At 31.7% G+C, this 25,583-nt stretch carries 28 protein-coding genes and 1 tRNA gene; 8 read left to right on the top strand and 21 right to left on the bottom strand.

What is annotated here, in order from left to right:
* Nucleotides 1-149 precede the first annotated feature (149 nt).
* The 11 genes from ACJMLB_RS08730 to ACJMLB_RS08680 form a co-directional block, all read right to left on the bottom strand.
* Nucleotides 150-869: an alpha/beta hydrolase gene (locus ACJMLB_RS08730; protein WP_295608198.1), complete on the bottom strand. Its 720-nt coding sequence runs from the start codon at nt 867-869 to the stop codon at nt 150-152.
* Between the two features lie 12 nt (nt 870-881).
* Entirely contained in the window at nt 882-1,256 is a 375-nt protein-coding gene (locus tag ACJMLB_RS08725; protein ID WP_405325453.1) for a zinc-ribbon domain-containing protein, read from the bottom strand.
* Between the two features lie 19 nt (nt 1,257-1,275).
* Nucleotides 1,276-1,977, bottom strand: a complete 702-nt coding sequence (locus ACJMLB_RS08720; protein ID WP_405325450.1) for a zinc-ribbon domain-containing protein — start codon at nt 1,975-1,977, stop codon at nt 1,276-1,278.
* Between the two features lie 225 nt (nt 1,978-2,202).
* Complete coding sequence (gene rpl12p, locus ACJMLB_RS08715; RefSeq protein ID WP_295605727.1) at nt 2,203-2,514, bottom strand: 50S ribosomal protein P1; 312 nt, start codon at nt 2,512-2,514, stop codon at nt 2,203-2,205.
* Between the two features lie 130 nt (nt 2,515-2,644).
* Nucleotides 2,645-3,652 carry a 50S ribosomal protein L10 gene (locus tag ACJMLB_RS08710; protein ID WP_405325446.1) on the bottom strand — a complete coding sequence of 336 codons (1,008 nt, stop codon included), beginning with the start codon at nt 3,650-3,652 and terminating at the stop codon, nt 2,645-2,647.
* Between the two features lies 1 nt (nt 3,653).
* On the bottom strand, nt 3,654-4,292 hold the full coding sequence (locus ACJMLB_RS08705) for a 50S ribosomal protein L1 (RefSeq protein WP_292788258.1): 639 nt from the start codon (nt 4,290-4,292) through the stop codon (nt 3,654-3,656).
* 389 nt (nt 4,293-4,681) lie between these two features.
* The gene (locus ACJMLB_RS08700; RefSeq protein ID WP_292788259.1) at nt 4,682-5,164 is read right to left on the bottom strand and encodes a 50S ribosomal protein L11; all 483 of its coding nucleotides are present in this window, start codon (nt 5,162-5,164) and stop codon (nt 4,682-4,684) included.
* Nucleotides 5,164-5,655 carry a transcription elongation factor Spt5 gene (locus tag ACJMLB_RS08695; RefSeq protein ID WP_295605722.1) on the bottom strand — a complete coding sequence of 164 codons (492 nt, stop codon included), beginning with the start codon at nt 5,653-5,655 and terminating at the stop codon, nt 5,164-5,166. Before ACJMLB_RS08695 ends, ACJMLB_RS08700 begins: the two co-directional genes overlap by 1 nt.
* A 501-nt stretch (nt 5,656-6,156) precedes the next feature.
* The gene (locus tag ACJMLB_RS08690; protein WP_405325441.1) at nt 6,157-6,336 is read right to left on the bottom strand and encodes a protein translocase SEC61 complex subunit gamma; all 180 of its coding nucleotides are present in this window, start codon (nt 6,334-6,336) and stop codon (nt 6,157-6,159) included.
* 339 nt (nt 6,337-6,675) lie between these two features.
* The gene (gene ftsZ / locus ACJMLB_RS08685; protein WP_405325438.1) at nt 6,676-7,842 is read right to left on the bottom strand and encodes a cell division protein FtsZ; all 1,167 of its coding nucleotides are present in this window, start codon (nt 7,840-7,842) and stop codon (nt 6,676-6,678) included.
* Between the two features lie 285 nt (nt 7,843-8,127).
* Complete coding sequence (locus tag ACJMLB_RS08680; RefSeq protein WP_405325435.1) at nt 8,128-8,694, bottom strand: pyruvate kinase alpha/beta domain-containing protein; 567 nt, start codon at nt 8,692-8,694, stop codon at nt 8,128-8,130.
* A 142-nt stretch (nt 8,695-8,836) separates the two neighbouring features.
* On the opposite strand from ACJMLB_RS08680, the gene ACJMLB_RS08675 reads away from it, so the two are divergent.
* Nucleotides 8,837-9,733, top strand: a complete 897-nt coding sequence (locus tag ACJMLB_RS08675; RefSeq protein ID WP_405325433.1) for a coenzyme F420-0:L-glutamate ligase — start codon at nt 8,837-8,839, stop codon at nt 9,731-9,733.
* Nucleotides 9,734-9,892: 159 nt separating this feature from the next.
* Here the strand turns inward: ACJMLB_RS08675 and tfe are convergent, their stop codons facing one another.
* From tfe to ACJMLB_RS08640, 7 genes are all read right to left on the bottom strand, one after another.
* Nucleotides 9,893-11,023, bottom strand: a complete 1,131-nt coding sequence (gene tfe, locus ACJMLB_RS08670) for a transcription factor E (RefSeq protein WP_405325431.1) — start codon at nt 11,021-11,023, stop codon at nt 9,893-9,895.
* Nucleotides 11,024-11,226: 203 nt separating this feature from the next.
* Nucleotides 11,227-11,730 (bottom strand): amino acid-binding protein, encoded by a 504-nt coding sequence (locus ACJMLB_RS08665; RefSeq protein ID WP_405325428.1) that lies wholly within the window; start codon nt 11,728-11,730, stop codon nt 11,227-11,229.
* Nucleotides 11,731-12,035: 305 nt separating this feature from the next.
* Nucleotides 12,036-12,110, bottom strand: a tRNA-Ile gene (locus ACJMLB_RS08660).
* A 148-nt stretch (nt 12,111-12,258) separates the two neighbouring features.
* Nucleotides 12,259-12,549, bottom strand: a complete 291-nt coding sequence (locus ACJMLB_RS08655) for an iron-sulfur cluster assembly protein (protein ID WP_292788503.1) — start codon at nt 12,547-12,549, stop codon at nt 12,259-12,261.
* A 242-nt stretch (nt 12,550-12,791) separates the two neighbouring features.
* Entirely contained in the window at nt 12,792-13,703 is a 912-nt protein-coding gene (locus ACJMLB_RS08650; protein ID WP_405325425.1) for a DUF5591 domain-containing protein, read from the bottom strand.
* A 154-nt stretch (nt 13,704-13,857) separates the two neighbouring features.
* Nucleotides 13,858-14,352 carry a TIGR00295 family protein gene (locus tag ACJMLB_RS08645; RefSeq protein ID WP_405325423.1) on the bottom strand — a complete coding sequence of 165 codons (495 nt, stop codon included), beginning with the start codon at nt 14,350-14,352 and terminating at the stop codon, nt 13,858-13,860.
* A gap of 175 nt (nt 14,353-14,527) precedes the next feature.
* Nucleotides 14,528-14,797: a HypC/HybG/HupF family hydrogenase formation chaperone gene (locus ACJMLB_RS08640; RefSeq protein WP_296869764.1), complete on the bottom strand. Its 270-nt coding sequence runs from the start codon at nt 14,795-14,797 to the stop codon at nt 14,528-14,530.
* 437 nt (nt 14,798-15,234) lie between these two features.
* Between ACJMLB_RS08640 and cbiM the strand changes: the two genes are divergently transcribed.
* The 5 genes from cbiM to ACJMLB_RS08615 all read left to right on the top strand — a co-directional run bounded on the left by cbiM (nt 15,235) and on the right by ACJMLB_RS08615 (nt 19,465).
* Nucleotides 15,235-15,900 carry a cobalt ECF transporter S component CbiM gene (gene cbiM / locus ACJMLB_RS08635; protein WP_405325420.1) on the top strand — a complete coding sequence of 222 codons (666 nt, stop codon included), beginning with the start codon at nt 15,235-15,237 and terminating at the stop codon, nt 15,898-15,900.
* 10 nt (nt 15,901-15,910) lie between these two features.
* Complete coding sequence (locus ACJMLB_RS08630; protein WP_304088284.1) at nt 15,911-16,198, top strand: energy-coupling factor ABC transporter substrate-binding protein; 288 nt, start codon at nt 15,911-15,913, stop codon at nt 16,196-16,198.
* Nucleotides 16,199-16,288: 90 nt separating this feature from the next.
* Nucleotides 16,289-16,981, top strand: a complete 693-nt coding sequence (gene cbiQ, locus ACJMLB_RS08625; RefSeq protein WP_296869769.1) for a cobalt ECF transporter T component CbiQ — start codon at nt 16,289-16,291, stop codon at nt 16,979-16,981.
* Nucleotide 16,982: 1 nt separating this feature from the next.
* Entirely contained in the window at nt 16,983-17,816 is an 834-nt protein-coding gene (locus ACJMLB_RS08620; RefSeq protein ID WP_405325416.1) for an ATP-binding cassette domain-containing protein, read from the top strand.
* Nucleotides 17,817-18,088: 272 nt separating this feature from the next.
* On the top strand, nt 18,089-19,465 hold the full coding sequence (locus tag ACJMLB_RS08615; protein WP_405325413.1) for an FAD-dependent oxidoreductase: 1,377 nt from the start codon (nt 18,089-18,091) through the stop codon (nt 19,463-19,465).
* Nucleotides 19,466-19,618: 153 nt separating this feature from the next.
* Here the strand turns inward: ACJMLB_RS08615 and ACJMLB_RS08610 are convergent, their stop codons facing one another.
* The 3 genes from ACJMLB_RS08610 to ACJMLB_RS08600 all read right to left on the bottom strand — a co-directional run bounded on the left by ACJMLB_RS08610 (nt 19,619) and on the right by ACJMLB_RS08600 (nt 22,407).
* The gene (locus ACJMLB_RS08610; RefSeq protein WP_405325410.1) at nt 19,619-20,164 is read right to left on the bottom strand and encodes a nitroreductase family protein; all 546 of its coding nucleotides are present in this window, start codon (nt 20,162-20,164) and stop codon (nt 19,619-19,621) included.
* Nucleotides 20,165-20,227: 63 nt separating this feature from the next.
* On the bottom strand, nt 20,228-21,184 hold the full coding sequence (locus ACJMLB_RS08605) for a cell wall biosynthesis protein (RefSeq protein WP_405325407.1): 957 nt from the start codon (nt 21,182-21,184) through the stop codon (nt 20,228-20,230).
* 161 nt (nt 21,185-21,345) lie between these two features.
* Nucleotides 21,346-22,407 (bottom strand): mRNA surveillance protein pelota, encoded by a 1,062-nt coding sequence (locus tag ACJMLB_RS08600; RefSeq protein ID WP_405325405.1) that lies wholly within the window; start codon nt 22,405-22,407, stop codon nt 21,346-21,348.
* A 250-nt stretch (nt 22,408-22,657) separates the two neighbouring features.
* Between ACJMLB_RS08600 and ACJMLB_RS08595 the strand changes: the two genes are divergently transcribed.
* Together ACJMLB_RS08595 and ACJMLB_RS08590 are read left to right on the top strand one after the other, a co-directional pair.
* On the top strand, nt 22,658-23,965 hold the full coding sequence (locus ACJMLB_RS08595) for a prephenate dehydrogenase (RefSeq protein WP_405325402.1): 1,308 nt from the start codon (nt 22,658-22,660) through the stop codon (nt 23,963-23,965).
* A 24-nt stretch (nt 23,966-23,989) separates the two neighbouring features.
* On the top strand, nt 23,990-25,561 hold the full coding sequence (locus tag ACJMLB_RS08590; RefSeq protein WP_405325399.1) for a ClC family H(+)/Cl(-) exchange transporter: 1,572 nt from the start codon (nt 23,990-23,992) through the stop codon (nt 25,559-25,561).
* Nucleotides 25,562-25,583: the final 22 nt, after the last annotated feature.

Genomic DNA, 25,583 nt, shown 5'->3' with positions numbered 1-25,583 from the left:
TTATTTTATAATAAAATTATATATGTTTTTAATCTATTAAATATTTGTATAAAAATAGAATTTAATAAGAAAATTTTAATAGAATTGAAAAAATAAAAAATGAAAAATAAAATAAAATAAAAAATTAAATAAAATAAAAAGAATTAAAGCTAATAAATGAAATCCAGAATTGCCTTTTCAGTTTGGTCTCTTTGATTTTCTGGAGAGATGCTTGCTATCCCATCACCAGATTGAATTCCATAGGATCCGAATTGAGCATGATTCCCCCCATTGATTACATATTCTGTTAAATTATTGTCCATCAAGCTCTTGGATTCATCATAGGTTTCCTTATTTAATGTTTTATCATTGGAACCATAAATTGACAGGACAGGCATATTTCCCAAATCATCCACAGGATAAGATGCAAGAAGTATCAAACCGTTGATTTCATCTTGATGGGTAACTGCATATGAAGAAGCCATCACTCCACCTAAGGAATGGCCTGAAATGTACCATTCATCATAAGAATAATTACCATTGCCTATGATTGAATCAGCACTGTTACCACCTAAAAATGCTAAATTTCCTGGCATTTCCACTATAAAGCAATCCACTCCATCATTCGCCAAATCCATAAATAAAGGAAGATAAGAAGTGTATTCAATTTTTGCACCAGGATAAAAAATCAATGCACTATCATTTCCAGGACCATCCAAAAATAAACCATTATCCACTTTTTCAACGGATACATTCTCTGTTCCATTCAAAAGAGCATTTACACTTGGGTCTGCATGAGAATAATTATTTACATACCATATGCTAATGCATCCGATGAATATAATCAATGCTAAGATAATATACAATGCCATTTTAATTTTCTTATTCATATAAATCAGCTTTTAAAACCATCTAAATAAAAACAGGATAGTGAAAATTATTCCAATTAGCATTATTGCCAATTGGATGTAAGCATGCTTTCTAATATTTGGATCCTTGCTGTTTAGCATAAATCCTGGGAAAAATAATCCAATGAATCCTATAAATCCATATGATCCCAAGAAAAAGCTAAGAATAAAGCTACCCCAACCAAATAGGATAGCAATCATATAGCCTATAATAATTAGCTTTTTGCTGTCTAAAGATGGAAAATCATCTAAGTTATTCAATTCATCAGTCAAGTCATCAATGGATTCTGTAAAGTTCAAAGGACTTCCGCAATCATGACAGAACTTATAACCATCCGGATTCTCGCATCCACAAATTGGACATTTCATATTTTTCCCCTAAAGTCAATTAGAATGTTTGTTTTCCACTATTTGTATTCAAATAAATTTCTTTTGTATCTAAAACATTTCCATCATTGTCATACAATGTAATATATGCATCATCAGGATAGTAATCCAATGCACTTGCACTTGCAACCTTTACGTAACCATCACTGCTTACGGTTTTAGGAACAACTTTTCCTTGATTCAATGCATATCCATTATAACTGTACAATACGCTTATTTTCACTTTCTCTCCAGCATGCTCAGATCCTACATAAACATTACAATATGTCTTATCTGAGGCAGAACTTCCTGTTGAGAAACTACCGCTTTGAATGGTTGGATAAGATTCTTGAGTAGCTTGAGTGCTTGTTTCCATATCAGAAGCATTATCAACGGAATCTGAATTCAATGATGCGGAATCTGAAAGAGCATCAGAATCATCATTTGAATTGCCATTTGAAAACATTACCATAGCACCGGCAATCAAAAGTGCACAGATGACAATGGTTAAACAGATTATTACTAAGTTTTTATTATCTGATTTGGAATTTGAATTATTGTTGGAATTTAAATTTGAATTGTCATTTACCCTATCAGACGGATCAATTCCAGTATTTACATAATTGTCTTTTATTGGACGATTTGCACCTAAAACGTGCCCGCAATTCTTGCAAAACTTTGCGGAATCTGCATTTTCCGCCCCACAATTAGGACAAAATACCACAATTACACCTCCCTATTTACTAAGTAATACTTTATTAATATAAGCATATATAGATTTTGAAAAAAAGTTTATAGAGATTTGGAAATTAAAAATAATGAAAAATGTTTAAAAAAAAGTATAGTAAAGAATTATAGTAAAAAAGTGTAGTAAAAAAATAATAGTTAAATAATATACGAACGATAAAAATTGTTTAAAAAAAAGAAAAAATAAAGGATAGAAAAGAATCTATCCGAATAAAGCACCTAAACCAGCGGTTGCTGCTGCAGCTGCTTGTTCTTCGTCTTCTTCTTCTTCCTCTTCTTCTTCCTCTTCTTCTGCTGCTGCTTCAGCTGCAGGAGCTGCTGCTGCAGGAGCTGCTGCCATAGCGGTAGTTTCCATAGCTTCTTCAATATCAACATCTTCTAATGCTGCGATTAAAGCTTTTACTCTGGATTCATCTACATCAGCGCCAGCTGCTTCTAAGATTTTAGTTACATTTTCTTCATTAATATCTTGTTCTGTGGTGTGCAAAATCATTGCCGCATAAATATATTCCATGTTATCACCGTTTTTTGTTATAATAATTTATTTTTTAAAAATCCAATACATATTAGTTTTTTATATTGAATCTTGTGTGTTTTTAAAACAATCGTTTTAACAATTAAAAAGTATAAATTTTAAATTTTATCTAACCGAACAAAGCACCTAATCCAAGTGCTGCAGTTTCTTCACTTTTATCTTCTTCTTCCTCTTCTTCAACTTCCTCTTCTTCTGCTGCTTCTTCAACGACAGGAGCTGCTGCTACTGCAACATTTGCTAATTTATTAGCAATTTCGTCATCGATAGCGTCAGAAGATAATTCACCAGCTAATGCTAACATCTTAGCGTTTGCAAGTGCAATTAACATATCAGAAGTTTTGTCTGTAGGAATAGCTGCCTCAATAGCAACATTGTATGCTTTGGTATGAGCAGTACTGATAATAGTTGAAATAGTTTGGCTAGTTGGGAAAGCACTAAATACAGATAAGTTAAATGCTTTGGTAAATGCAGTTTGAATATCTGCAATAGTTTCTTCTTCGTCAATAGCTAATACGTCTGCTTTAAAGATAGAACCGTCTTCATATACAGCTTTAAGATCCATACCTACTTCCATAGGTTTGATATCCATTCTGGTTAAAGCAGCTGCTACTTGTTTAGAAACTTCTTCTCCAGCTTCTACTACAACAGTATCTTTAGAAACTACAATTTTTCCTTTGTCGATTTTAGCAGGTACACCTATTTGTTGTAAGTCACCAAGGAACGGACCTGGTGGGAATCCAGTGTCTCCAGCAGGTACAACAATATCATCAGGAGCAGTTGCGCCAGCTTTTGCAGGAGCAGATGTTTTACTGTCTTCTAATATTTTGTACAATCTGAAAGGATTCATGTCAGTACATACAAGTGCAGGTTGACCTTCCATAAAATCAGAAAGCCCAGTAATGTTAGCTTTCTCATTATCACAATCTTCTAAAGCTAATTTCATAAGGTTAATTTTAGATAATCTGATAGTTGCTTTTCCTGCGAGAGTTTTTCTCATTTCTTGTAATTGTCTAGCAGGAATGTTTAATAAGTTAACAATACCTACAACTTCTGCAGATTCGATTAAACCTTTAAGTTCATTAACTTCTTCTTTTTTCCATTCAGCAACGTGAGCCATCTTAGATCACCCTCACTACTGAACCCATTGTCGCTTTAATATACATGGATTTTATTTGGTTTCTTCCTTTTTCTAAATTGCGGTCTAATACTGCAAGAACAGCTTCAATATTTTCAGCTAACTTCTCGTCATCCATATCTTGAGTTCCAACTAAGATTTGAATAGAAGGTTGTTGTTTAACACCTACTTTAATGGTAGCTTGAGTTCTTTCAAGCAATGGTTCAATTCTTGCACTAGCTGGTACCGGTTTAGGCATCTTATTACGAGGTCCTAAAATACGACCTAAGAATCTACCTACAAGTGGCATCATATCAGCTTGTGCGATAAATGAATCGACAGAATTAACTACTTTTTTAGCAGCTTTAATGTCTTTACCAAATTCTTGTAAATCTTCTTTGGAAATCACGACATCTACACCAGCATTTTTAGCAGCAAGAGCTAATTCCCCATCAGCGATGACTCCGATTTTAATTTCTTTGCCACGGCCATTAGGAAGAGCTACTTCTTCGCTAAATCTGTTTTCTGGTTTTCTGACATCTAAATCCTTGAGGTTAATGATAACATCAATGGATTGAGTGAAGTTTCTCGGCTTAGCTTGTTCTTTTGCCTCCTTCACCGCATCAATAATCTCTTGTGTCATATATATCCTCCATGAACTTTGTTCATTTGGAATTTTTACGAGAAATCTTCAAATTAAATAAAATCTTTAAAAAGCATTTATAAAATCTTTAGATTCCTTTTAATATATCAATTAAAACCATATTATCCTAGAACAAGTAAGACAATACAATTTCAATATCATTTACATTTAAGTGAATAAATATTATCTATTTATCATAATTAGCTGTTGATATTAAATTAAGAAGATAGATTAAGAAAGTTATAAACATAAATTTTAATAATCTAATTTATAATTAAATTCAATCATGCAAATTAATCACTTAAATAAATAATATGTTAAGTATAATATTTTGAATTAAATTTTAATTGAATTTTAAGCATCGTAAGTATCTTACCAGAATAGCTAATCTATTCTACTAAAATATCATCGTACTCTCCAGCATCAACTGCTTTTTGAGCATCTCTAGGATCTTTACCGTCAACGGTAATACCCATACTTACACAAGTACCCATAATTTCTTTGGTTGCTGCTTTGTAATCATTTGCGAGTAATGAATCAAATTTCATTCTTGCAATTTTGAATGCTTGCTCTACAGATAAATCTGCTGCAACTTCAGCACCAGGTTCATGAGCACCTTTTTCAATGCTAAGTTCATCCATAATAAGTGCAGTTGTTGGAGGAGTACCAATCTCAATTTCAAATTCTTTAGTGCTGCTGTCAATAGTGATTATTACAGGTACTTTCATACCAGCGAAATCAGCACTTTTTTTATTGATCTCTTCAACTACTTGCATCATATTAACACCGAAAGGTCCAATTGCAGGGCCTAATGGTGGTCCAGGAGTAGCTGTTCCACCTTCGAGAAGAACTTCAACTGTATCTTTAGCCATTAGTCAGCCTCCTTTTTAATAATTCTAATTTGATCAGCTTTAACAGTAACAGGAATAGGAACTGCTGCTTCAATTAACTCGAGAACTACTTCTTCACGAGATTCATCTAAACGAACAACTTTAGATTTTTCACCTTTGAAAGGACCTGAAACAAGTTCGACAATACTTCCTTTTTGTATTGAAGAAATGATAGGTTGTGGTTTCAAGAATTTTTTAACTTCTTCCAAGGTTATTTGGCTATTTGCATCTATAGTACCATCTTTTTTAGCACCTACAATACCTCTTAAATGACGAACCTTCATATCTGGGTTCTTCATATCAAGGTTGGTTGCAGATTCGACTATAATATAACCTTTTAATGATTCCGGCACCACGATTGATTTAATATCTACTCCAGGCTTGTCCGCTTTCATCGCTAAAAGTCTTGCAACATTTCTTTCTTGACCTGCTGATGTTTTAAGAGCAAATATGGAATTTTTATTATCTTCCATTTAAATTCACCTATAATTAATATTTATAATTTAATAATTTATAATAAATTTATAGATTAAATTGAGTTATACAAATAAAATTTAATTATTTCCCTTAATTTAAATATCCATATAGAAGCACTTTCTTTCAATTCCAATCTATTTTTGTAAAATTACAAAACAGCAGCAATTATTTGAATTTTGATAAAACTAACAAAATTAAATAATTTATAGATTAAAATCTACAATTTAAATTTAAGAAAATATGAATTTTAAAGTAAAATAAATAAAATTAGATTCATATAATAAAAATATATATATTATTTATAATATATAAATGTTTCAATTTTTGCACTTTCCAAAAGAAAAAAATTACAAAAATAAGAATTTTAATAACTGAAGCCAGTTATTAAAAAAATGATTAAAAAATAGCTAATTAATTTATTATTTAATTTATAAAAATTTATAAAATTATAGAAATTCTAGAAATTCTAGAAATTCCTAAAAAATAAAGATCTAGAATTATAAGCCTAATAATTGGCCAAATAAAACAATTACAAAACCGATTACTCCAATTATTGCAATACCTATTGCAGTAACTTTGGAAAAATTAAAGTATTCTTCACGATCCGGTTTTCTAGCTACTTTTAATACTCTTTTACTTTGTTTTATAAAATCACTAGTAGTTTCCTTAATATTCATAGAAAATCCCTACACAAATAAAAGTTAAGTTAATAATAATAATTTTAAGAAATGAGATTAATTTAGCTTTATCTATAATCTTCATTAATCTTTAACTAATCTCTAATTTAATCTTAATTTATAATAATATTATATGTTTTATTTAATTACATTAATAAAGTTTTGCATGAAAATATTAAAAAATCATGACAAAAAATTGTAAAAAATAGACTATAAAATTTGTAAATAAAATTAAAAAAGAAAAAAGAATTATCACCCAAAGGGAGTGATAAGAATTTTAATTGTGTTTTGAATTACTCAAAACACTTAAAATCTAAAATTGAAATCTAAAACTTAAATTTAGAATATGCCATCTAAGAACTCATCTAAAGGATCTGCAGGAGCATCATCAGTTTTTCCTAAAGCAGTTCCTTCAAACTCATCATCGATGTCTATTTCCTCGAAATCATCGTTTTTAGGTTCGATGGTATATTGGGATTTTACACCAGAAACAACAATAGTAGTTCTAATCATGTTTTGTAAGTCTTCATCGATTTGAGCTCCCCAAATGATGTTTGCTTCTGGATCTAATCTGTCACCAACAATTTGAACGATTTTTTCAGCTTCATTCAAGGTTAAGTCAGAACTACCTGAAATGTTAATTAAAGCACCTTTAGCATTGGAAATGTCAATGTCTAATAATGGGCTGCTTAATGCTTCATGTACAGATTCAATAGCTCTGTCACCAGATTCAGATTCTCCCATACCAATCATAGCCATACCGGAACCTTTCATGATTGAGCTGATGTCAGCAAAGTCTAAACTGATAAGTCCAGGTTTGGTAATGAGTTCGGTAATTCCTTTTACAGCTCTTCCTAAGATTTCATCTGAAGCCATGAAAGCTTTGTTTAAAGGAAGGTTAGGAGCAACTTCTAATAATTTGTCATTAGGAATAACAATTACAGTATCTGCATTTTCTTGAAGTTTTTCTAAACCGATTTCTGCATTTTCTCTTCTTTTTACACCTTCAGCAGAGAAAGGCATGGTTGCTACAGCAACAGTTAAAGCGCCAGCTTTTTTAGCTACTTTGGAAATTACAGGTGCAGAACCAGTACCGGTTCCTCCACCAAGACCGCAAGTAACAAATACCATGTCAGCGCCTTCTAATTCTTCTCTAATGTCTTCTTCACTTTCTTCAGCAGATTCTTCACCAACGGTAGGTTCTCCACCAGCACCGAGACCGCCACAGGTTTGTCTGCCTAAAAGTAATTTTTTATCAGCAGTACTGTAGAATAAATCTTGAGCATCAGTATTTACAGTAATAGTTTTTGCACCTTCAATACCAATTTCATTTAATCTGGAAATTGTATTGTTTCCTGCACCACCAGTACCAACTACAATAATGTTAGCACGGCTGCTTTCAATGATTTTGATTAATTCTTCATCTAAATCATCATTTGATTTTTTAGGAGCAGAATTTTCAATGGTTTCTTCTGATCCTTTAATTGCATCATCTATAAATTTCACGAGTAAACCCCACAAATTTTATTAATTTAAAAATTATTTATAATAAGTATAAATTATTTTCTATTATTTATTAAATATGTTTAAAGTAATATTTAAATGTAAATGAAATATTACCAAAAAATCTATAAAATTTATTGAATTGTATTAATAAATTTTTAAATTTGATTTTTAAATAGTATTTTTATTATTAATTTTATAGTATATAACCATTACCCATTAATCTTATAATGAATAAAGAAAGAAAAAAGTTTTAATAAATTAAAACTGGTTTAACTAAATTTGCCATTATCTTGGCATAGCTATGATTTCATGGAATTTGATATCAAATACATTAGTCATGTTAGCTGCAGTCATGACAACAGCAGTGTCCACTCCATGACCTGTTCCACCAATAGCTATTATCTCTTCACCTACTGGAATCAATCCTGCATCAGCAAGCATGATGGAAATTTCTGCACACACTTTCATTCCTTGGCAGAATGTCCTGTAGGTTGCAGCAATGATTTCAACAGGAGTTGCTCCTCCGAATTTTTTGGAAATGCTTTTTCCAACACCGCTTAAAGCATGTGATCCCATAAATGTTACAATTCCTTCAGCTTCAAGCTTAGCCCTAGTTTCATCATCCATTTGTGCCTTATTCGCTTCTTTGAACCCTACATGATGAGAACAGTTTACAATGGTTACATCCATGTCCTTCAATGCTTCATTAAGCTTTAATGCACTTGCACCAGTAGATGATGCAATAGCTACATATTTAATATCAGAGCCTTCCAATCTTTCTTTAACAAGTCCAATAAGAGCATCAGTATTTTCAATGCCTGGTTTTTCAAAATAAGTTATTGCTTTTTCCATAAAAAATTCTCCTATAAATAAATCTTAAAATTTGAATTGCAAAAAATTCATAAATCAAATAAATTCTATAAGTTTATACAATAATAATTATATATTTACTAATATAAAATTATACTATTAATTGAATTAATTAAGAGATACCATGACAACTAATCCAACTTATAAAGAAGCAGAAACAGAGAAAGGTCAAAAATATAAATATGTTGAAATCAAAGGATACCAGGTCATTCCTATTGAAACACATTATATCAAACCTAATGAAAGCATAGATTTCATGATAGATGACATCTCCAAATTGGCAAATGAAGGAGATTACTTGGTCATTGCAGAAACTCCAATCTCTGTATCTCAAGGAAGATTGGTTGATGAAGCGGATTACACACCATCATTAAAGGCAACATTCTTAGCGACATACTGGAGCAAGTACTTTTGGGGATACATTCTTGGACCTATTCTAGGAATCAAGGAAAGAACAATTAAGAATTTAAGAAAACTTCCAGAAGAATCCAAAAGGCATAAAGAAGTAGTTTTACAACTTTACGGTTGGAAACATGCATTAAAACCTGCTTCAGAAGCAGGAATCGATTTAAGCAATGCTCCTGGAACATGCGTGTCCCTGCTTCCAGAAAACCCTGAAAAGGTAGCGAAGGAAATAAGCGAAGAGATAAAAAACAAAACCAACAACACAATAACAACATTGATTATAGACACTGACGCGACTTATAGAAGAGGAAACAAGTATTTTACTGGTCTTCCAATAGCTATTCCTGGAATTGAAGCGGACAAAGGAGTTTTTGGATACACATTAGGACAACTTTCAGAAAACTTGGGATCAACTCCTTTAGGCTGTTCAAGAGATATAGATGTTGATGAAGCAATTGAAATAGCAAATGTTGCTGAAGATTATCAAAAGTCATTATCCACTGCAATGGAAACTATCTATAGCGTAAAAGATGTATTGGATTCCGATACCCATGAAGTTACTGTAGACTCATTAGATTCTATCATTCATACACCTGCAGTCATAATTAGAAAATAGAATAATGATTAATAAGATAATGATTAATCTTTTTTTAAAAATAAAATTTAATAAATTCTAAAAATAGGAAAAACAGTTAAAAATAATAAAAAAATAAAAAATAAGATAAAAATAGAAAAACAGATAAAGAAAAAAAGTAAAAAATGAAAAAAACAGAAATTATCCTGAAATTATATCTTCAAGAACTTTAATTTCCTCTTTTTTCCTATCAATTTTTTCTTGATTGTCTTCATATTCCAAATCAAGATCACATTCCGGACAAAGGAATTCAACAGTTGAAGCATCCTCAAAGTCAAGACGGTAATGTCCGTTTGGACAAACGAAGAACATGTTGTTCTCTTCATATTCCAATTCAGAATTTAATCTTTTAAGCTCAGAACTTGCTAAATTAAATTCCAACTTTTTGTACTCATTTTCATTGAATCTCCAATCGTAAGTGTACCATTGGGTTTCCTTATCCTTATCCCTTTTATAGCTTGCTAAACGCATGTCATATAATTTGTAAAGGATTTTCCTAACAATGTTTAACTTACAGTTGGTCTTTTCAGAAATTTCCTCATCAGTTGTGTATCCATTCTTAAGGCAATCAATGATTTCATCAAATGTAAGATACCAGAATTTCTGATTAACTGCTCTTTTTTTAGCTTCCTTTTTAGGCTTTTTAGCTTTTGACTTTTTAGCCTTGGATTTTTTAGCAGCTTTTTCATCTTCATCGGAAGTCTCTTCAATAGCTTCCTTAACCACTACTTCTTCAGACTCCTTATCTTCATTCATGACCTTTTTATCATCATCAGAGGATTCATCTTTAACTTCTTCAGCACTTGCATCTTCTTCTTTCTTATCCTCTGCCTCTTCATCTTTTTCTTCCTTTTTCTCTCCCTTAATTAAAGCATTTAAATTATCATTCAATGTTTTTAATGTTTGTTGAGAATATGTTTTTTTAGTTTCCAAGAGAAGAGATTCATTTTCTTCAATGAACTGGTCTACAATTTCCAAATCTAATTTGACTTTTTTAGCTATCTCTTCATGGCTAAGCTTTCCAGATCTAAAGTGTTTAATGATTTTTATACAAATTTCGTTGACTTTAATATTGTAAACGAAGTTATTTGTTTCAAGCAATTTAAGAATATCTTTAACTGTTTTAATATCTATTTTAGTTTTTCTAGCAATAGCCTTATCATCACATAATCTGCTCTTAGGCCATTCTTTAAGACATCCGATAACATCTACAGCTTCTTCGAATTCAAAAATTTCCGGATATAAATTTTGAATAATTGGATCTCTTAACATAATAATAGTCTTCCTTATAAATATTTAAATTTTAAATCAAAACTAAATTAAAAAATTACTTAATGGTTAATATTATAGTAAATGATTTAATAAATTACATTATGTTTATATTTATATACACACTATATTATAAATTTAATGTTTTTATATAAAAAATTAAAAAAATAAATAAAAAATTAAAAAAATAAAAAAAGTTAGAAGAATTATAACATTGAAACCTTTAAGACCCCTTCCACCCTAATGAATTCATTTAAAAGTTCACCAGGAATTGGATCTTCTGTAATGATTGTCAAAACAGGATTTGTATTCAATTGGGTGTCTCCTGCATAAGCCTGACGAATGCTTATGTTATGCTTGCTCATGATCCAAGCCACTTCAGCTAAAACACCATCGCTTTTTTCACCAGCTTCTATTTCGATAACCCCTAAATTCAAGCTTTTTGCAATGTTTTTTATCAAGGTTCCTGCTGGAATGATATTTGAGAATATTTCATATAATCCTTCATCAGCAATAATGACATCCACTGTGGACTTAATTACTCTACGATCAACATTTGCAGCAGCTGCCAATGCAGAGTCACTTATTTTCAAATCTCCACAATATATCTTACCATCTTCACCTATTCTTAAACCTAACTCAAACATTTTTTGAGCTACAGCCATTCTTGCAGGATATTTACTAAATTTTAAATTTAAACTTTCCCACATGGTATCACCAAGATTTTTCTCTAATAATATATTGTACTTTTAAGTATATAAATGTATAACAATACATAAAAATGTACATTGAAAAACCATATTTCTAAAATTTTGCATTGATGTAAAATAAAAAAAATAAGATAAAAAAACATTTAAAAAATTCTAAAAAATATCCAAGAAATATCTAAAAAATATATAAAAAAATATCTAAAAAATATCCGAGAAATATCTAAAAAATATCTAAAAAATATCCAAAAAAGACGATAGAATTGACACTGAGTGTAAAAAATTGAAAAAATAAGTAAAATTAGAAGTAGGCTAGCTGGGATTCGAACCCAGGACCTCACGGTTATCAGCCGTGCGCGCTGACCAGGCTGTGCCACTAGCCTATAAACAAATACAAGTATTATTAACTATATGTAATCTAATATATAAATCTTTTGTTAAAAAAGATTTTGAATAAAACTGAAATCTTTAAAATTCAAAGAAAATTAAGAAAATTTCAATAAAAAAATAGAGTAATTAAGTTTAAAAAACTTAATTATCTTTGTTAAGCATCTCATTAAGAGAGTCAGCCATTACGTGACCTTCAATGATAAGTTTAACTTTATCGATTCCTTCAACTTTTAAAGCTTCAGCTTTAGCTTGAGCAGCAATACGGGTAACACTCATACAACCTGGGTTGGTAGGTTTAATTACAATCTCAGCAGTTGAACCTTCAATTGCAATAGATTGTACAATACCCATTTCTACAATACTTACGCCCATGTGAGGGTCGTTTACTACAGAAACTGCATCTTTTACAGCAAGTGCTAATTCTTCAGACATTTTATCTCCTCAATATTTTTTAAATAATTGTTTTTTATAATTGTTTAATTAAATTAGTGATAAGAATAAAATTTGAAATTTTATTTCCTAACAAAAAGTTAATAATATAACTATTGTTTTAATTATATTTAAACTTATCAATAATAATAAAAATATCCATATAAATATTAAATAAATATAACTTTTTTATCATTTTAATTTATTTCATTAATTTATTTCAAAAAAATGAAAGAAAAAAATAATTAGTTTTTCTTTCTGTGCCTAATCTTTACACCAATACCATTTCTTAACTCAACCATTTCACGACCAGTCAAAACAGCTTTTCCAACACCCACGACCTCATCATTTCTAACGACAACGACCTCATCCTTTGGAAGAATGCTTGGATCTGCATTTACGATTCCTGGAGCGAACAATGAGTTTGTCTTTAAGTCAAAGTCTATCTCAACTACATGGATTCCAAGTTCAGCAAGTCTTCTTCCACCTTCAAGGTTAAGAGTGTATAAGCCAACATCCCTATTTAGAAGAGCCACTGTTTTTCCATTGGAATAAAGGGTTCTATGATATCTTCCTTTAGCAACAACATCATCAGTGATCATTGCTTCAGCATCTTGTCCAAACTGATATTTTGCTACTGATCTAAGCTCATTCAACACTCTATCCCTATGTTTTGTTTTAGGGTATTTCTTAAGCTCTTCCCTTAAGTTGAAAATGGATTGCGGAGAGGTAGGTCTGCCACTGTCACATACATAGGTGCAGTTATCCAAATACTCACGACAAACCTCTTCGTAACCTCCTTCAACATTTGCAATTACAGGCTTGTCTCCAACATAATCCCTAAGTAGTTCTCCAGCTAATCTTATCTCATCATCATTCCAATCACCGGAAACAGCCACATCATAGGATTGAATTGGGAAGGTGTTTTCCAATTCCCTTGGACAGATTCCGAATGGAGAAGTTACAATCACTTCCTGATAACCTTTTGTAGCCCTTCTGAACTTTTGGTGAGACTGAGAATTGGAGTATGGCTTTTTCATACTGCATGGAAGTGCAACTACAACATCCCCTAAAGGTTCCATCATAGCCATCCTCTGCCTCCATCTGACTACTTCAGGCCTGTATAATGACTCATCACTTGAACAAATAACTTTCATTCTTTTCCTCGTGTAAAATTATAAAATTAAAATAAGATAAAAAATCAACATTATAAGATTAATATCAATTTAATATATAAATTTCTTTTATAAAATAGTTTTTATAAAATTTATTGATTTCCTAATAAAAACAGAATTCCCGTTTTAAAAAAAATTATTCAAATCTTAAAACAAGCTCTTCATGTATCTTCTTGATTTTTTCTATTGATGGATGATTTTCACCTAATTTCCTTTTCCACTTTTCAATAGTGAACTCAACATCCACCTCATCAGCACCATTGAAGAGATTATCTGCATGAGAAACTATCTTTTCCTCCAATGTTTGAGGAGTGTAATCCTTTATAGGCAATCCTAACTGCCTTGCATCATCTTCAGTGAGGCCAGTTCCGATATGCCTTTCAACGATATTGATTATCTCTTGAGGATATCCCCTTTCCTTAAGTATTTGAGCACCGATTACAGCATGTTCTATTGAATTGGTTTTAGATCTGCCTATATCATGAAGCAATCCTCCAACCCTGACAAATTCCATATCAACATCATCAAAATTGGATGCGATTTCACATGCCTTTCTTGAAACTCCTTTGGAATGCTCAATTACCCATTCGGGACAATTCAATTCCTTCAACAATTTTATTTCCTCATCCATATAATCACAATTAAAATAAAATTTAATATAAATTTAATTTAATTAAACTAAAATTAAAATGAAAAATAGTAAAAAATCAGTTTAATGATATTCTAAACGATTAATATCAAACAATTAAATCCATAAATGTCAATAATAAAATAAAAATTAAAAAATAGAAATAAAATGAAAAAGACTATAACATGTCTTTCATCATTTTTTCACGTTCTTTGTCTTCTTCTTCTAACATTTCCAATAATTCATCCCAGGATTCTAAAGATTCTTTAGCAGCTTGTTCGGATAATTTTTCAATAGCATATCCTGCATGAATCAATACATAATCACCAATTTCTGCATCTGGAAGAAGATCCAATTTTGCATTTTGTCTTACTCCTCCAAAGTCTGCAGCGCAAATGTTAGATTCAGTGTCAATCTCTACAATTTTAGCTGGTGCAGCAATACACATTAGCAACATCTCCTTTTATTTATTAAATGAATTAATTAATTTAAAATCTTAAATTAAAATCACTTTTACTTGATATTTTAATTATTAGTTTTTAGATTATATAAATATTTTTATTTTATCAAACTAATTTTTTAAAAAAATAAGTGAAAGTATTAAAAAATTCATAAAAATCCAATATAAGACAAATAAAATTCAAACCATGAAAAAAATTGAAACAAAAAACAAAAATCAAGGAACATGAAATTAAAATGCAATCCTTTTATTTTTTAAAAAATATTTTGTTTTCGATAAAATAGTTTGAAGTATTACTAAAAAGTTTATATATAATAAAGAATATAAATTACTTTATCAATATAACTTTAAAAAAATTAAAATAAATTGAATTTTGATTTTTAAGTTTATCAATTATATTGATATTAATTTGGAGGAAATTATTTATGCATATTATGGAAGGATATTTACCATTAACATGGTGTATCGTATGGTTCATCATATCATTCATCATCGTTGCATATGGTATCTATCAAATCAAAAAAATCGTAGATGAAACCCCTGAATCCAAAGCTTTAATCGCTGTAAGTGGAGCATTCATGTTCATCTTATCATCTTTAAAATTACCATCTGTTACTGGAAGTTGTTCTCACCCTTGTGGTAACGGATTAGGTGCAGCATTATTCGGCCCTGCTGTAACTGCTGTACTCGCAACTGTTGTACTTTTATTCCAAGCTTTATTACTCGCACACGGTGGATTAACCACTTTAGGTGCTAACATTTTCTCAATGGGTATTGTAGGCCCATTCATAGCTTGGATCGTATACAAAGGTTTAACTAAAGCTAATATCTCATCCACTATTGCAATCTTCTTTGCAGCATTCTTCGGTGACTTATTAACTTACGTAGCTACTTCATTCCAATTAGCTTTCGCATTCCCTGCTCCTTCTTTCGGCAGTGCATTAACCAAGTTCTTAGTTATTTTCGCAGTAACTCAAGTACCATTAGCTATTGGTGAAGGTATCTTAACCGTAATCATATGGGACAGATTAAAAGCTTACAAACCAAAATTATTAGACAAATTAGGCGCATTAGCTCCTAATGAAGCATAAGGTGATTAATATGGAAAGATCTACTTTAATTATTTTAGCTGTTGTATGTATTATATTGTTCATCGCACCATTAGTTATGTTCAGTGGTCACGGTGAAGACGACGGATACTTTGGTGGAGCAGACGATGCAGCTGGTGAAGCTATCGAAGAAACCGGTTTTGAACCTTGGTTCTCTTCAATATGGGAACCACCAAGTGGTGAAATAGAAAGTTTATTATTCGCTCTTCAAGCAGCTATTGGAGCAATCATTATTGGTTACTTCTTCGGTTACTGGAGAGGACAAGGTAAAGAAGAATAATTCTTCTTTATCAATTTTTTTTCTTTTTTTTAGAGTTTTTTATAAAACAAATATTAAAAAAATTTTTGAAAATGAATTTTTAGTGATTTTATGAAATTTGATATGGATTATATTGCTCACAATAATGAATTAACTGAAACAAACCCTTATTTTAAGTTGTTTTTAACAATAATATTATTGTTAGTTACTTTAGCATTGGATAATCTATATTTTGATGTCTTTATTTTCATCTTATTCTCAATTATAATATTGGGAGTAGCAAAAATCAGCTTAAGATCTTATTTGAAATTCTTGACAATACCTATGGCATTTCTTGTAATAACATGTCTGTTCTTGATATTCTTCTTTGGAAATGGAGAAGTAATTTACGAAACAGGAATATTCGGCATTGTAGTTACTGATGACTCATGGCATTATGGTCTTTATACATTCTTTAGAGTTTTAGGATGTTTCCCTTTATTAGGTTTTCTTGCATTGACAACACCAATTGCAAAGATCTTCCATTGTTTGGATACCTTGAAAGTTCCTAAGATTCTTACTGAAATAGGATTATTAATGTACAATACAATATTCATATTCCTAAATGAAATCGACACAATGCAGAAAGCACAGAAAACAAGAATGGGATATCATTCATACATGAATTCAATGAGATGCTTAGCAGATCTTATAAGCAATATATTTTTAAGGTCATTAGATAAAAGTGAAACATTACAACATAGTTTAGATTCAAGAGGTTATAACGGAGAATTGCCGGTTTATGTACCGCCAAAGGAGGAATAAAATGTTAGAAGTACAAAATATTAAATATTCTTATAATAAGGATTATCAAGCACTTAAAGGAGTTAGCTTAAAAGTAGAAAAAGGAGAAATGGTTGCTCTTTTAGGTAAAAATGGTGCTGGAAAGTCTACTTTGTTCCTTCATTTGAATGGTATCTATGAACCTGATGAAGGAAAAGTGTTCATCGATGGCGAAGAATTGAAATATGATAAAAAGTCTTTGCTTAAATTTAGACAAAAAGTTGGAATCGTATTCCAGAACCCAGATGATCAAATTTTTGCACCTACTGTAGAGGAAGATGTAGCATTTGGACCTTTAAACTTAAAGTTACCTATGGAAGAGGTTCAAAAAAGGGTCACTGAAAGCTTAGCTCGTGTAGGAATGAGCGGTTTCGAGAAGAAGGCGCCTCACCATTTAAGTGGAGGTCAAAAGAAAAGGGTGGCTATTGCAGGAATTCTTGCTATGCAACCGGAAATCATGGTTTTAGACGAACCTACCGCAGGATTAGACCCTCAAGGTGTAAGGGATTTAAGTGCATTATTGAAAGAACTTAATGATGAAGGAATTACAATCATAATTTCAACCCACGAAGTTGACTTGGTTCCAAATTATGCAAAAAGAGTTTTCGTTTTGGTTGACGGTTTATTGATTGCAGAAGGAACTCCTAAAGAGATTTTTGCACAACCTGAAATTCTCGATCAGGCAAACTTAGAAGTGCCTATTGTTACAGAGCTTTTCCAAGACCTCGAAAAAGAAGGATTCGACATGAACAACGATTATCCTTTAACAATTGACGAAGCTAAAGAGAAGTTCCTAGAATTATTGAATAAAAATTAATTCTTAAAACTAATTTTTTTTAAATCATAAAAAATTCATAATTTAACCTAATAAAGTATTACTCCCAAAGGAAATTAATAATACTTTTCACTATTTTTTATAAAACTATTTTTAATAAATTTACTATTACAATTAATCTTAGCTAAATCAACCACTATTTTTAAAAATAATTAATAAATTTTTATAATAAAATAAACATACTAAAATTAATTAACAAATTAATATTAAATCATAAAACCAACTAATTTAAAAAAAAATATTCAAGGGATAGTATGGAAGAAATAAAAAAAGTTAAAAACATTGTTATTGGAGCAGGCCCTGCTGGAAGACTTGGATCATTTGAACTCGGTAAATTAGGAGAGGAAACACTGCTTATTGAAAAGAAATACATTGCAGGAACCTGTCTTAATGAGGGATGCATGGTTGTATGTGCACTTACCGACATAAGTCGTTTCATAAGAAACTTCAAGAGATTCACTGAAATCGGATTCATCGATGGAAACATAAGCTTGGATTATAAATCTGCATGTGACAACATTAAAAAGACCCAACTCATGCTCCGCAGACTTAACCAAGAGGAAAATGAAAGCGTGAACAATAATGTTATCTATGGTGAAGCGAGTGTGGAAATAAACGATGATGATAAAATCATAGTTAAGGTGAAATTAGACAATGACAATGAGCTTCAAAGAGAAAATGTAAAAAATAAGGATTATGATATATACGAGGCAGAAAATCTTTTGATAGCTACTGGTGCAAGGCCATTTATTCCAAATATCGATGGAGTAAAATATGCTTTGACAAGCAGTGATGTACTTTCCTTAGAGGAAGTTCCAAGCAAATTAAATATAGTTGGTGGAGGAATTATTGCTACCGAATTGTCAAACCTATTCTCAAGCTTTGGAAGTGAAGTGAAGATAATTGCAAGAAGCGAAATCCTAAAGGAATTGGAGCCAGAAATCAAATCTTATGTAGTTAACAAGCTCATTGATGAAGTGGATATACATGAGAACACCAATGTTTTGGAAATCACTGAAAAATCCATCATAACTGACAAGGGAGAGTTTGAAGGAAAAACATTGATAGCTACTGGAAGAGTTCCTAATTCAGAGATAGTGGCAGACATTGTAGACTTGAATGAAGATGGCTCAATTAAGGTGAATGAATTCTTCCAAACCTCAAATCCAAATATCTATGCTGCAGGAGACGTTACAGGAGGAATCACCCTTACTCCTTATGCAAGAAAAGAGGGAATTTCAGCAGCAAGAAACATGGCAGGATACTTGAATAAGTTTGATGATATAAACGTTCCACAATCATTGACATTGGATTTAGATGTGAGTTTCACTCAAAAAGCATCAGAACCCGATATGGATAACAACAATGTTGAAGATATAATAATTCCAGGTCTTGGAGGTCCTCATGCATTCTGGAGAATCCTTAGGGGAGAAACTGGACTTACTAAAATTTCATTGAATACAGAAACAGAAGAGATAGTGAGAGCAAGCCAAATATCTCCATCCTCAATTGATGATACAGCATATCTTGCATTCCTAATGAATATGGGAATAACCAAAGAGGATTTCGATGATTTCTTGGAAGTTCATCCATCAACAGATGCTTATTATAAAATCTTAAAAATCATGTAAATGATTGAAAAAATAAGTAATAAAAAAATATAAAAAATATAAAAATGGATAAAATATTCATTATTTTATCCTAAACTCTTTTTTTAAAAATAGTTTAATGAAATAAATTAAAAATAAAAAATAAATAAAAATTTAATAAAAAATTATTAAATCTTATTTTACCCAATTAACTAAAACATCCTTACGTGGGTTTGGTTCATTTGGTTCAACTTTATAACCTAAAGCAACACCATACAATGGAGTGTATCCTTCAGGAATGTGAAGCTTTTTCAAGTTTTCTTCAACACTGAAGTAAATAGCTACAAGACCTAACCAACAGGATCCAATATCCAATCCTTCTGCTGCAAGAAGCATGTTTTCAATAGCTGCAGAACAGTCTGCTTGCATATTTGTTGCATCTGATTTAGCGGATACAAATACGACTGTTGGAGCATTGTGCATTACATTAACACCAGATTCAGCAATTGCTTCAAGGAATTCATCCCCTGAATTGGATAATATCTTGAGTACAGAATCATTGATATCTGCAAGGGTTTCCTTGTTTTGAACTACAGTGAAATGCCATGGAGCTTCTCCTCTTGCTGTAGGAGCCATAATAGCTGCTTCCAAAATTTGTTCAATCTGTTCATCTTCAATTTGTTCATCTTTGTAAGCTCTTACGCTTCTACGATTTTTAATGACTTCAAAAATATCACTCATAAGATCACAATAATAAAAATAATGAATTAAAAAAATTTAATTGGATTGATAGAACCATGATGATTAGCTTAACTTTCTCAAATCAGTCGGTTTTGTTCTAACATCCTTTTCAATTACTCTTTCAAGATTAGGGGAATATGGATTGTAAAGCAATCTTCTAAATCCAAGTGAAATTAATAAATTGTCAGTGACAACTTGCTGACGTTCACCAAGAAGGATTTTTCTGAATAAATCACCTAAACCTCCACCAGTTAAGACATCCATAAACAAATCACCGAAAGTTGGATTGTTTATATGCAATTTATTAATAAGGAATCTAGATAAGTTTCTTCTTCTAATGTATGCAATCAATGCAGTAGTTACAATGAACAATATTAAGGTTCCTACGAATCCTCCAAGAATGTAAAAGCTTATTCCCAAAGCTATTGCAAAGGTATGGTTTCCCACTTCACCCAACATGATTTTTCCTGAATAGTCTAAAGGAGCATATGCGATACATGTAACTAAAGTGAGCAATGGAACATAATATGCAGGAATCTGTGCTACAGGCGCTACACCTAAAATCAAGGTAGCAAGGATTGTAAAGAAGCTCATTACAATAACTACGCTTACTGCAGATCCTGGTTGCATATCTGCAATGTTCATAGGCTGAATCATTAAAGCAACTAAAATAGAAGAAATGCCCATAAGAGGATAACCTAATCCGATAACGCATAACATACCTATCCCTCTAGCAAGCTGACCTATTTCAATAGGCAAGTTAGCGATTCTTCTTCTACCTATCACATCATCAACTAGAGCACATAATCCCATCACTAAAACAAGATTGTTAAATCCAGCAGGCAAGAATAGGCTAATTACAATAAATGGAATTATACCAATCCCACGAGGAGTGCCTCCACGTACAGGTTCATATAGATTTCCCATATAACCTCTTTTACCTAAGAAACGGAATATTATATTCAATGCCCCAGTTCCTAAAAATGTTGCAATAAATACAAATAATAATTCTAAAAACATGTTTAAAATCCTTTAATTTTTTAATGTAATATTAATATTTTTATAATTTTTATTATATATAATATTAAGTTTTAGAATAATTAATAAATAAGTCTAAATATAATATTAAGTTTTAGAATAATTAATAATTAAATCTAAAAATAGTTGTTAAAAATAATAAATTAATTAATGGAATACCTTAAGGTAGCAGCCATTCCACCTAATCCTTCAAGCTGTTTTCCACCTTCGTGCTGGCTACTTATGACTAAGACTTCACCAGACATGTTTTCAACCATATCCATGGATTCTTCCAGGTCTTCACTTCTAATTAGATTATCCAAAACCAATAATTTTTCAATAGCTCCCAAATTGATAGCCTCTTTCACTTGCTTTTTACCATAAACAACCAAATTGGAAGATTTTGCTATTTCTTGAAGGATTTCATTTATCGCTGCAATTTCAAAGGCAACCCTATTTTCTGCAGCCAATTTTTCAACTGTTCCCTTTTTAAGGACTTCATTAATGCCCACTCTTCCACCTGAACCGGTTGCTTCAACTATTGATTTTTTAGCCAAATCCTTATGCTTCAATTCAAGATACTTCAAGAAATCATTTTTAAAGAATCCTGGACCTGCTAAAACTATGGTTTGGATATTATCAAACTTGAGAATATAATCCACAATCTTTTGATAGAATTTTTCTATATTCTTTGCCCTATTCTTATCAACTATCCTTTTTCCGGAAACATTCCCCATAACTGGCCCATAATATTCAATTCCAAATTGTCTCATCAAACCAAAGTCTGCAACATCATCTTCCAATACAACAATGATTGCAGATAATTTCTTGGAAGCTTCAATAGCTTGCTTGATTCTCTTTAATGCATATCCGGACCAATGTTCCTTAAATATTTTGATTGGAGTGTTCAGTTTTGCTTCAATTGTATGGTGGGATCCAAGAGGAATCAGGTCTTCAGGACCTTTGATGATTGAACCTATAATCCTAAGCTTTCCAGTGAATATATGAAAGCTTACATCCTCAACGGAAACACCTAAAGTAAAGGTCTTTTTTACTCCCCTATCACTTCTTAACTTATCTCCAGTGTTGTCTTGAATCCTTCTTGTTGTCTTAGAATATACAGTATCCCCCTCAGCAATTATGTGAGATAGATGCCATAAGTCATCTAAAGTTTCAGGAAGAAGTTCAATAATTCCTTTCTTTCTATCTTGATAAGTTATTTTCATGAATAAACCTCAATTAAAGCAAAAAAATTATAAATCTAGTGATAATTCCAAATAGAATGAATCAAAAACATATCAAAAATTATAAAAAACTCAATATTTATATAATTATTATAAAACAATATAAAATATGATTATTGATAATATATAAAATTAAGTAATTTTTAAATAAGATTTTCAAAAATAATAATTATCAAAATCAATTTAAATAATTTTTATCAATTTCTTAAACAAAACTAATAGAGCTAATAAAATGAAAATTGGAATTATTGGAGGAACACGAGGTTTAGGAAGAACCATTGCTTGGTATATGAAAGACTTTGACTTCGATGTTACAATTACAGGAAGAGATTCCATTGTCGGAAAACAAGTCAGTGAGGAACTTGGAATAAAATATAGTGACAATAATAAGAAGATTGTTCAAGATAGCGATATTGTGATTATTTCCGTTCCTATTTCAAGCACTGAAGCAGTTATAGAGGAATTGGGACCATTCATGAAAGAAGGTTCATTGATGATTGATGTTACTTCAGTGAAAGAGGGCCCTAGCCGCAAAATGAAGGAATGCATTGGCGAAGGGGTTGAATTCATCCCTACTCACCCAGTATTTGGTCCAAGAACAACAGATTTGAAAGGGCAAATCATAGTGCTTACACCAATTGAAAAGGGAAATTGGTACCCTAAAGTCTACAAGTTCCTTGAAGACAAGGGAATGAGAATAGTGGAAACAAGTCCAGAGCATCACGATGACATGATGGGAATTGTGCAGGTCTTGACTCACTTTTCATACATCTCTACAGCTTCAGCTATTGAAAAACTTCAAGTTGACATTAAGGACACTGAAAACTATGAAAGTCCTATTTACAATCTAATGATTGATACAATAGCTAGGATAGTATCCCAAAATCCATATCTTACATACTCCATCCAGCATGAAAACAAGCGTGGAGAAAAGATCAGGCAAGCTCTTTTTGATTCCATAAGCGAATTGAAAGAAGCATTGACAAATGAGGATGAGGATGAGTTTGTTGAAATCGCCCTCAGGGCAACAAGGCATATGGGAGACATTCAAGCTGCTTTAGGTAGAAGTGACAAGGCAATAAATGCCCTTACCCAAGAATATAATGTATTGATGCAATCCATTGGACAGGAAGTGGGGCTTAAGCATATCTATTCAGATAAAATCCATGTTGGAAAAATCAAGGAAATCGGTTTGGATTTCGTGTATTTGGAAGATGAAAACGGAAAGGTCAAAAAGCTAAAGATATCCAATACCGAAATGCTTGATGAAGAGGAACTGTTCAATTGGAAGGTCAAGAATCAAAAAATTCACACAAGAGACCTAAGTGCACTCTTCAGGAGAAAATCAAATCCTCACATCATCAAAGACGCTTTAAAAAGAATTGATGACGTTGTTGATGTAGAAATAATTGACATTTACAAAGGTGAACCTATAAAAGAAGATGAAATCAGTTACACCTTTTCAATTCAATCATTAAGCAAAGAATCCATTGAAGAATGTGAAAAACTTATAAAAGGATTTGGTGGAATTACTAGATAAAATCAATTAAACTGAGGTTAAACCATGAAAATGATTAAGCAAACATTGGGTTTGAATGTAGAGGATTCAAAATATTACATCAAACTGATTATAGAAGCTGTATTAATCGGTTTATTCTCAGGACTAGTTGTATCCTTATACAGATTCGGATTGGACAATAGCGAAAACATACTATTTTCCACCTTAAAGTACATACAAGGAGACTTCCTATTAACAATTGCATGGTTTGCAATACTTGCACTTATGGGATTCATCACCGCCCTTCTAATGAAATGGGATCCGGACAGTTTAGGAAGTGGAATTCCTATAGTAATGGGTGAAGTTAAGGGATACTTTGATGTGTGCTGGTGGAAAACATTGATTGCAAAGTTTCTTGGAGGAACCCTTACAGCGCTTGGAGGTCTTTCCTTGGGAAGAGAAGGGCCATCTGTACAGTTAGGAGCAATGGCTGCAAAAGGTGTTTCAAAATACTTGCCAAACAGCAAAACAGATGAAAAGCGTCTTTTGGTATGTGGAAGCGGAGCGGGGCTTGCAGCAACATTCAGCGCCCCACTTGCAGGATTCATTTTCACCTTAGAGGAAATCAATAAGGGATTTGACAGATCCATCGTTATTGTAGGGTTGGTTTCAGCAGTTGTAGCCGATTTGGTATCAAAAATATTCTTTGGACAAAGCCCAATATTCCCATTCACATCATTGAATCTTCCTTTAAAATACTTCTATCTTTTGATTATTTTAGGAATTATCGTTGGAATCTTAGGATACATCTATAATGTGGGAATGATTAAGGCTTCTGAAATGTGGGAAAGATTGAGTTTTCTTCCATTGGAAGTTAAATATGTCATTGTATTTCTCATAACCGGAGTGGTTGGCCTAATTTTGCCGAATGTGTTGGGTGGAGGATACTCCATGATGCATTTAATAGAATATACATTGCCTCCATTATCTGTTTTAATCATCCTTCTAATTGGAAAATACCTTCTTTTGATATTCTGTTTCGGTTCAAGTGCACCAGGAGGAATATTCTACCCAGTTCTTGTTATTGGAGCATATATCGGTGCAATATTCAGTGCAATTGTCATCCCAATTTTTGGATTGAACCCGATGATTGCATATAAGTTCATCATGATTTCAATGGCGGCAATGTTTGCAAGTTCTGTCAGAACCCCAATAACTGCAGTGGTATTGATTGCTGAGATGACTGGAGTTACAAACTCTCTTGTTGCAATGATTGTAGTAACAATACTTGCATATATAATTCCAACAATCCTTGGAAATGACCCAATTTATGAAACCTTGCTTATGAGACTCTTGAAGAGGAATAAGGGAATTGACTTCGATAAGACAAAAAGCGTTTTGGAAGAGTATGTTGTTCCAATGGACTGTGCACTGATCGGAACAAAAATCTGGGAGCTTCCTATCCCAAAATCCGCTATGGTTGTGTCTGTTGTAAGAAGCGGAAACACATTGATTCCTGATGAGGATTTGGAATTGAAATATGCTGATGAATTGTTCATCATTATGAATCAGAACACATACCCTGAGGATAACCAGAAAATAGAATCCTTGATTTACAACAACTGGAAAGAGGAATAACCCTTATTTTTTATTCAAATTA

Source organism: Methanobrevibacter sp. (assembly GCF_045114555.1).
GTDB lineage: Archaea > Methanobacteriota > Methanobacteria > Methanobacteriales > Methanobacteriaceae > Methanobrevibacter.
Note: the sequence above shows the minus strand (reverse complement) of the source record. Positions and strands in the feature narration are given on the sequence as shown.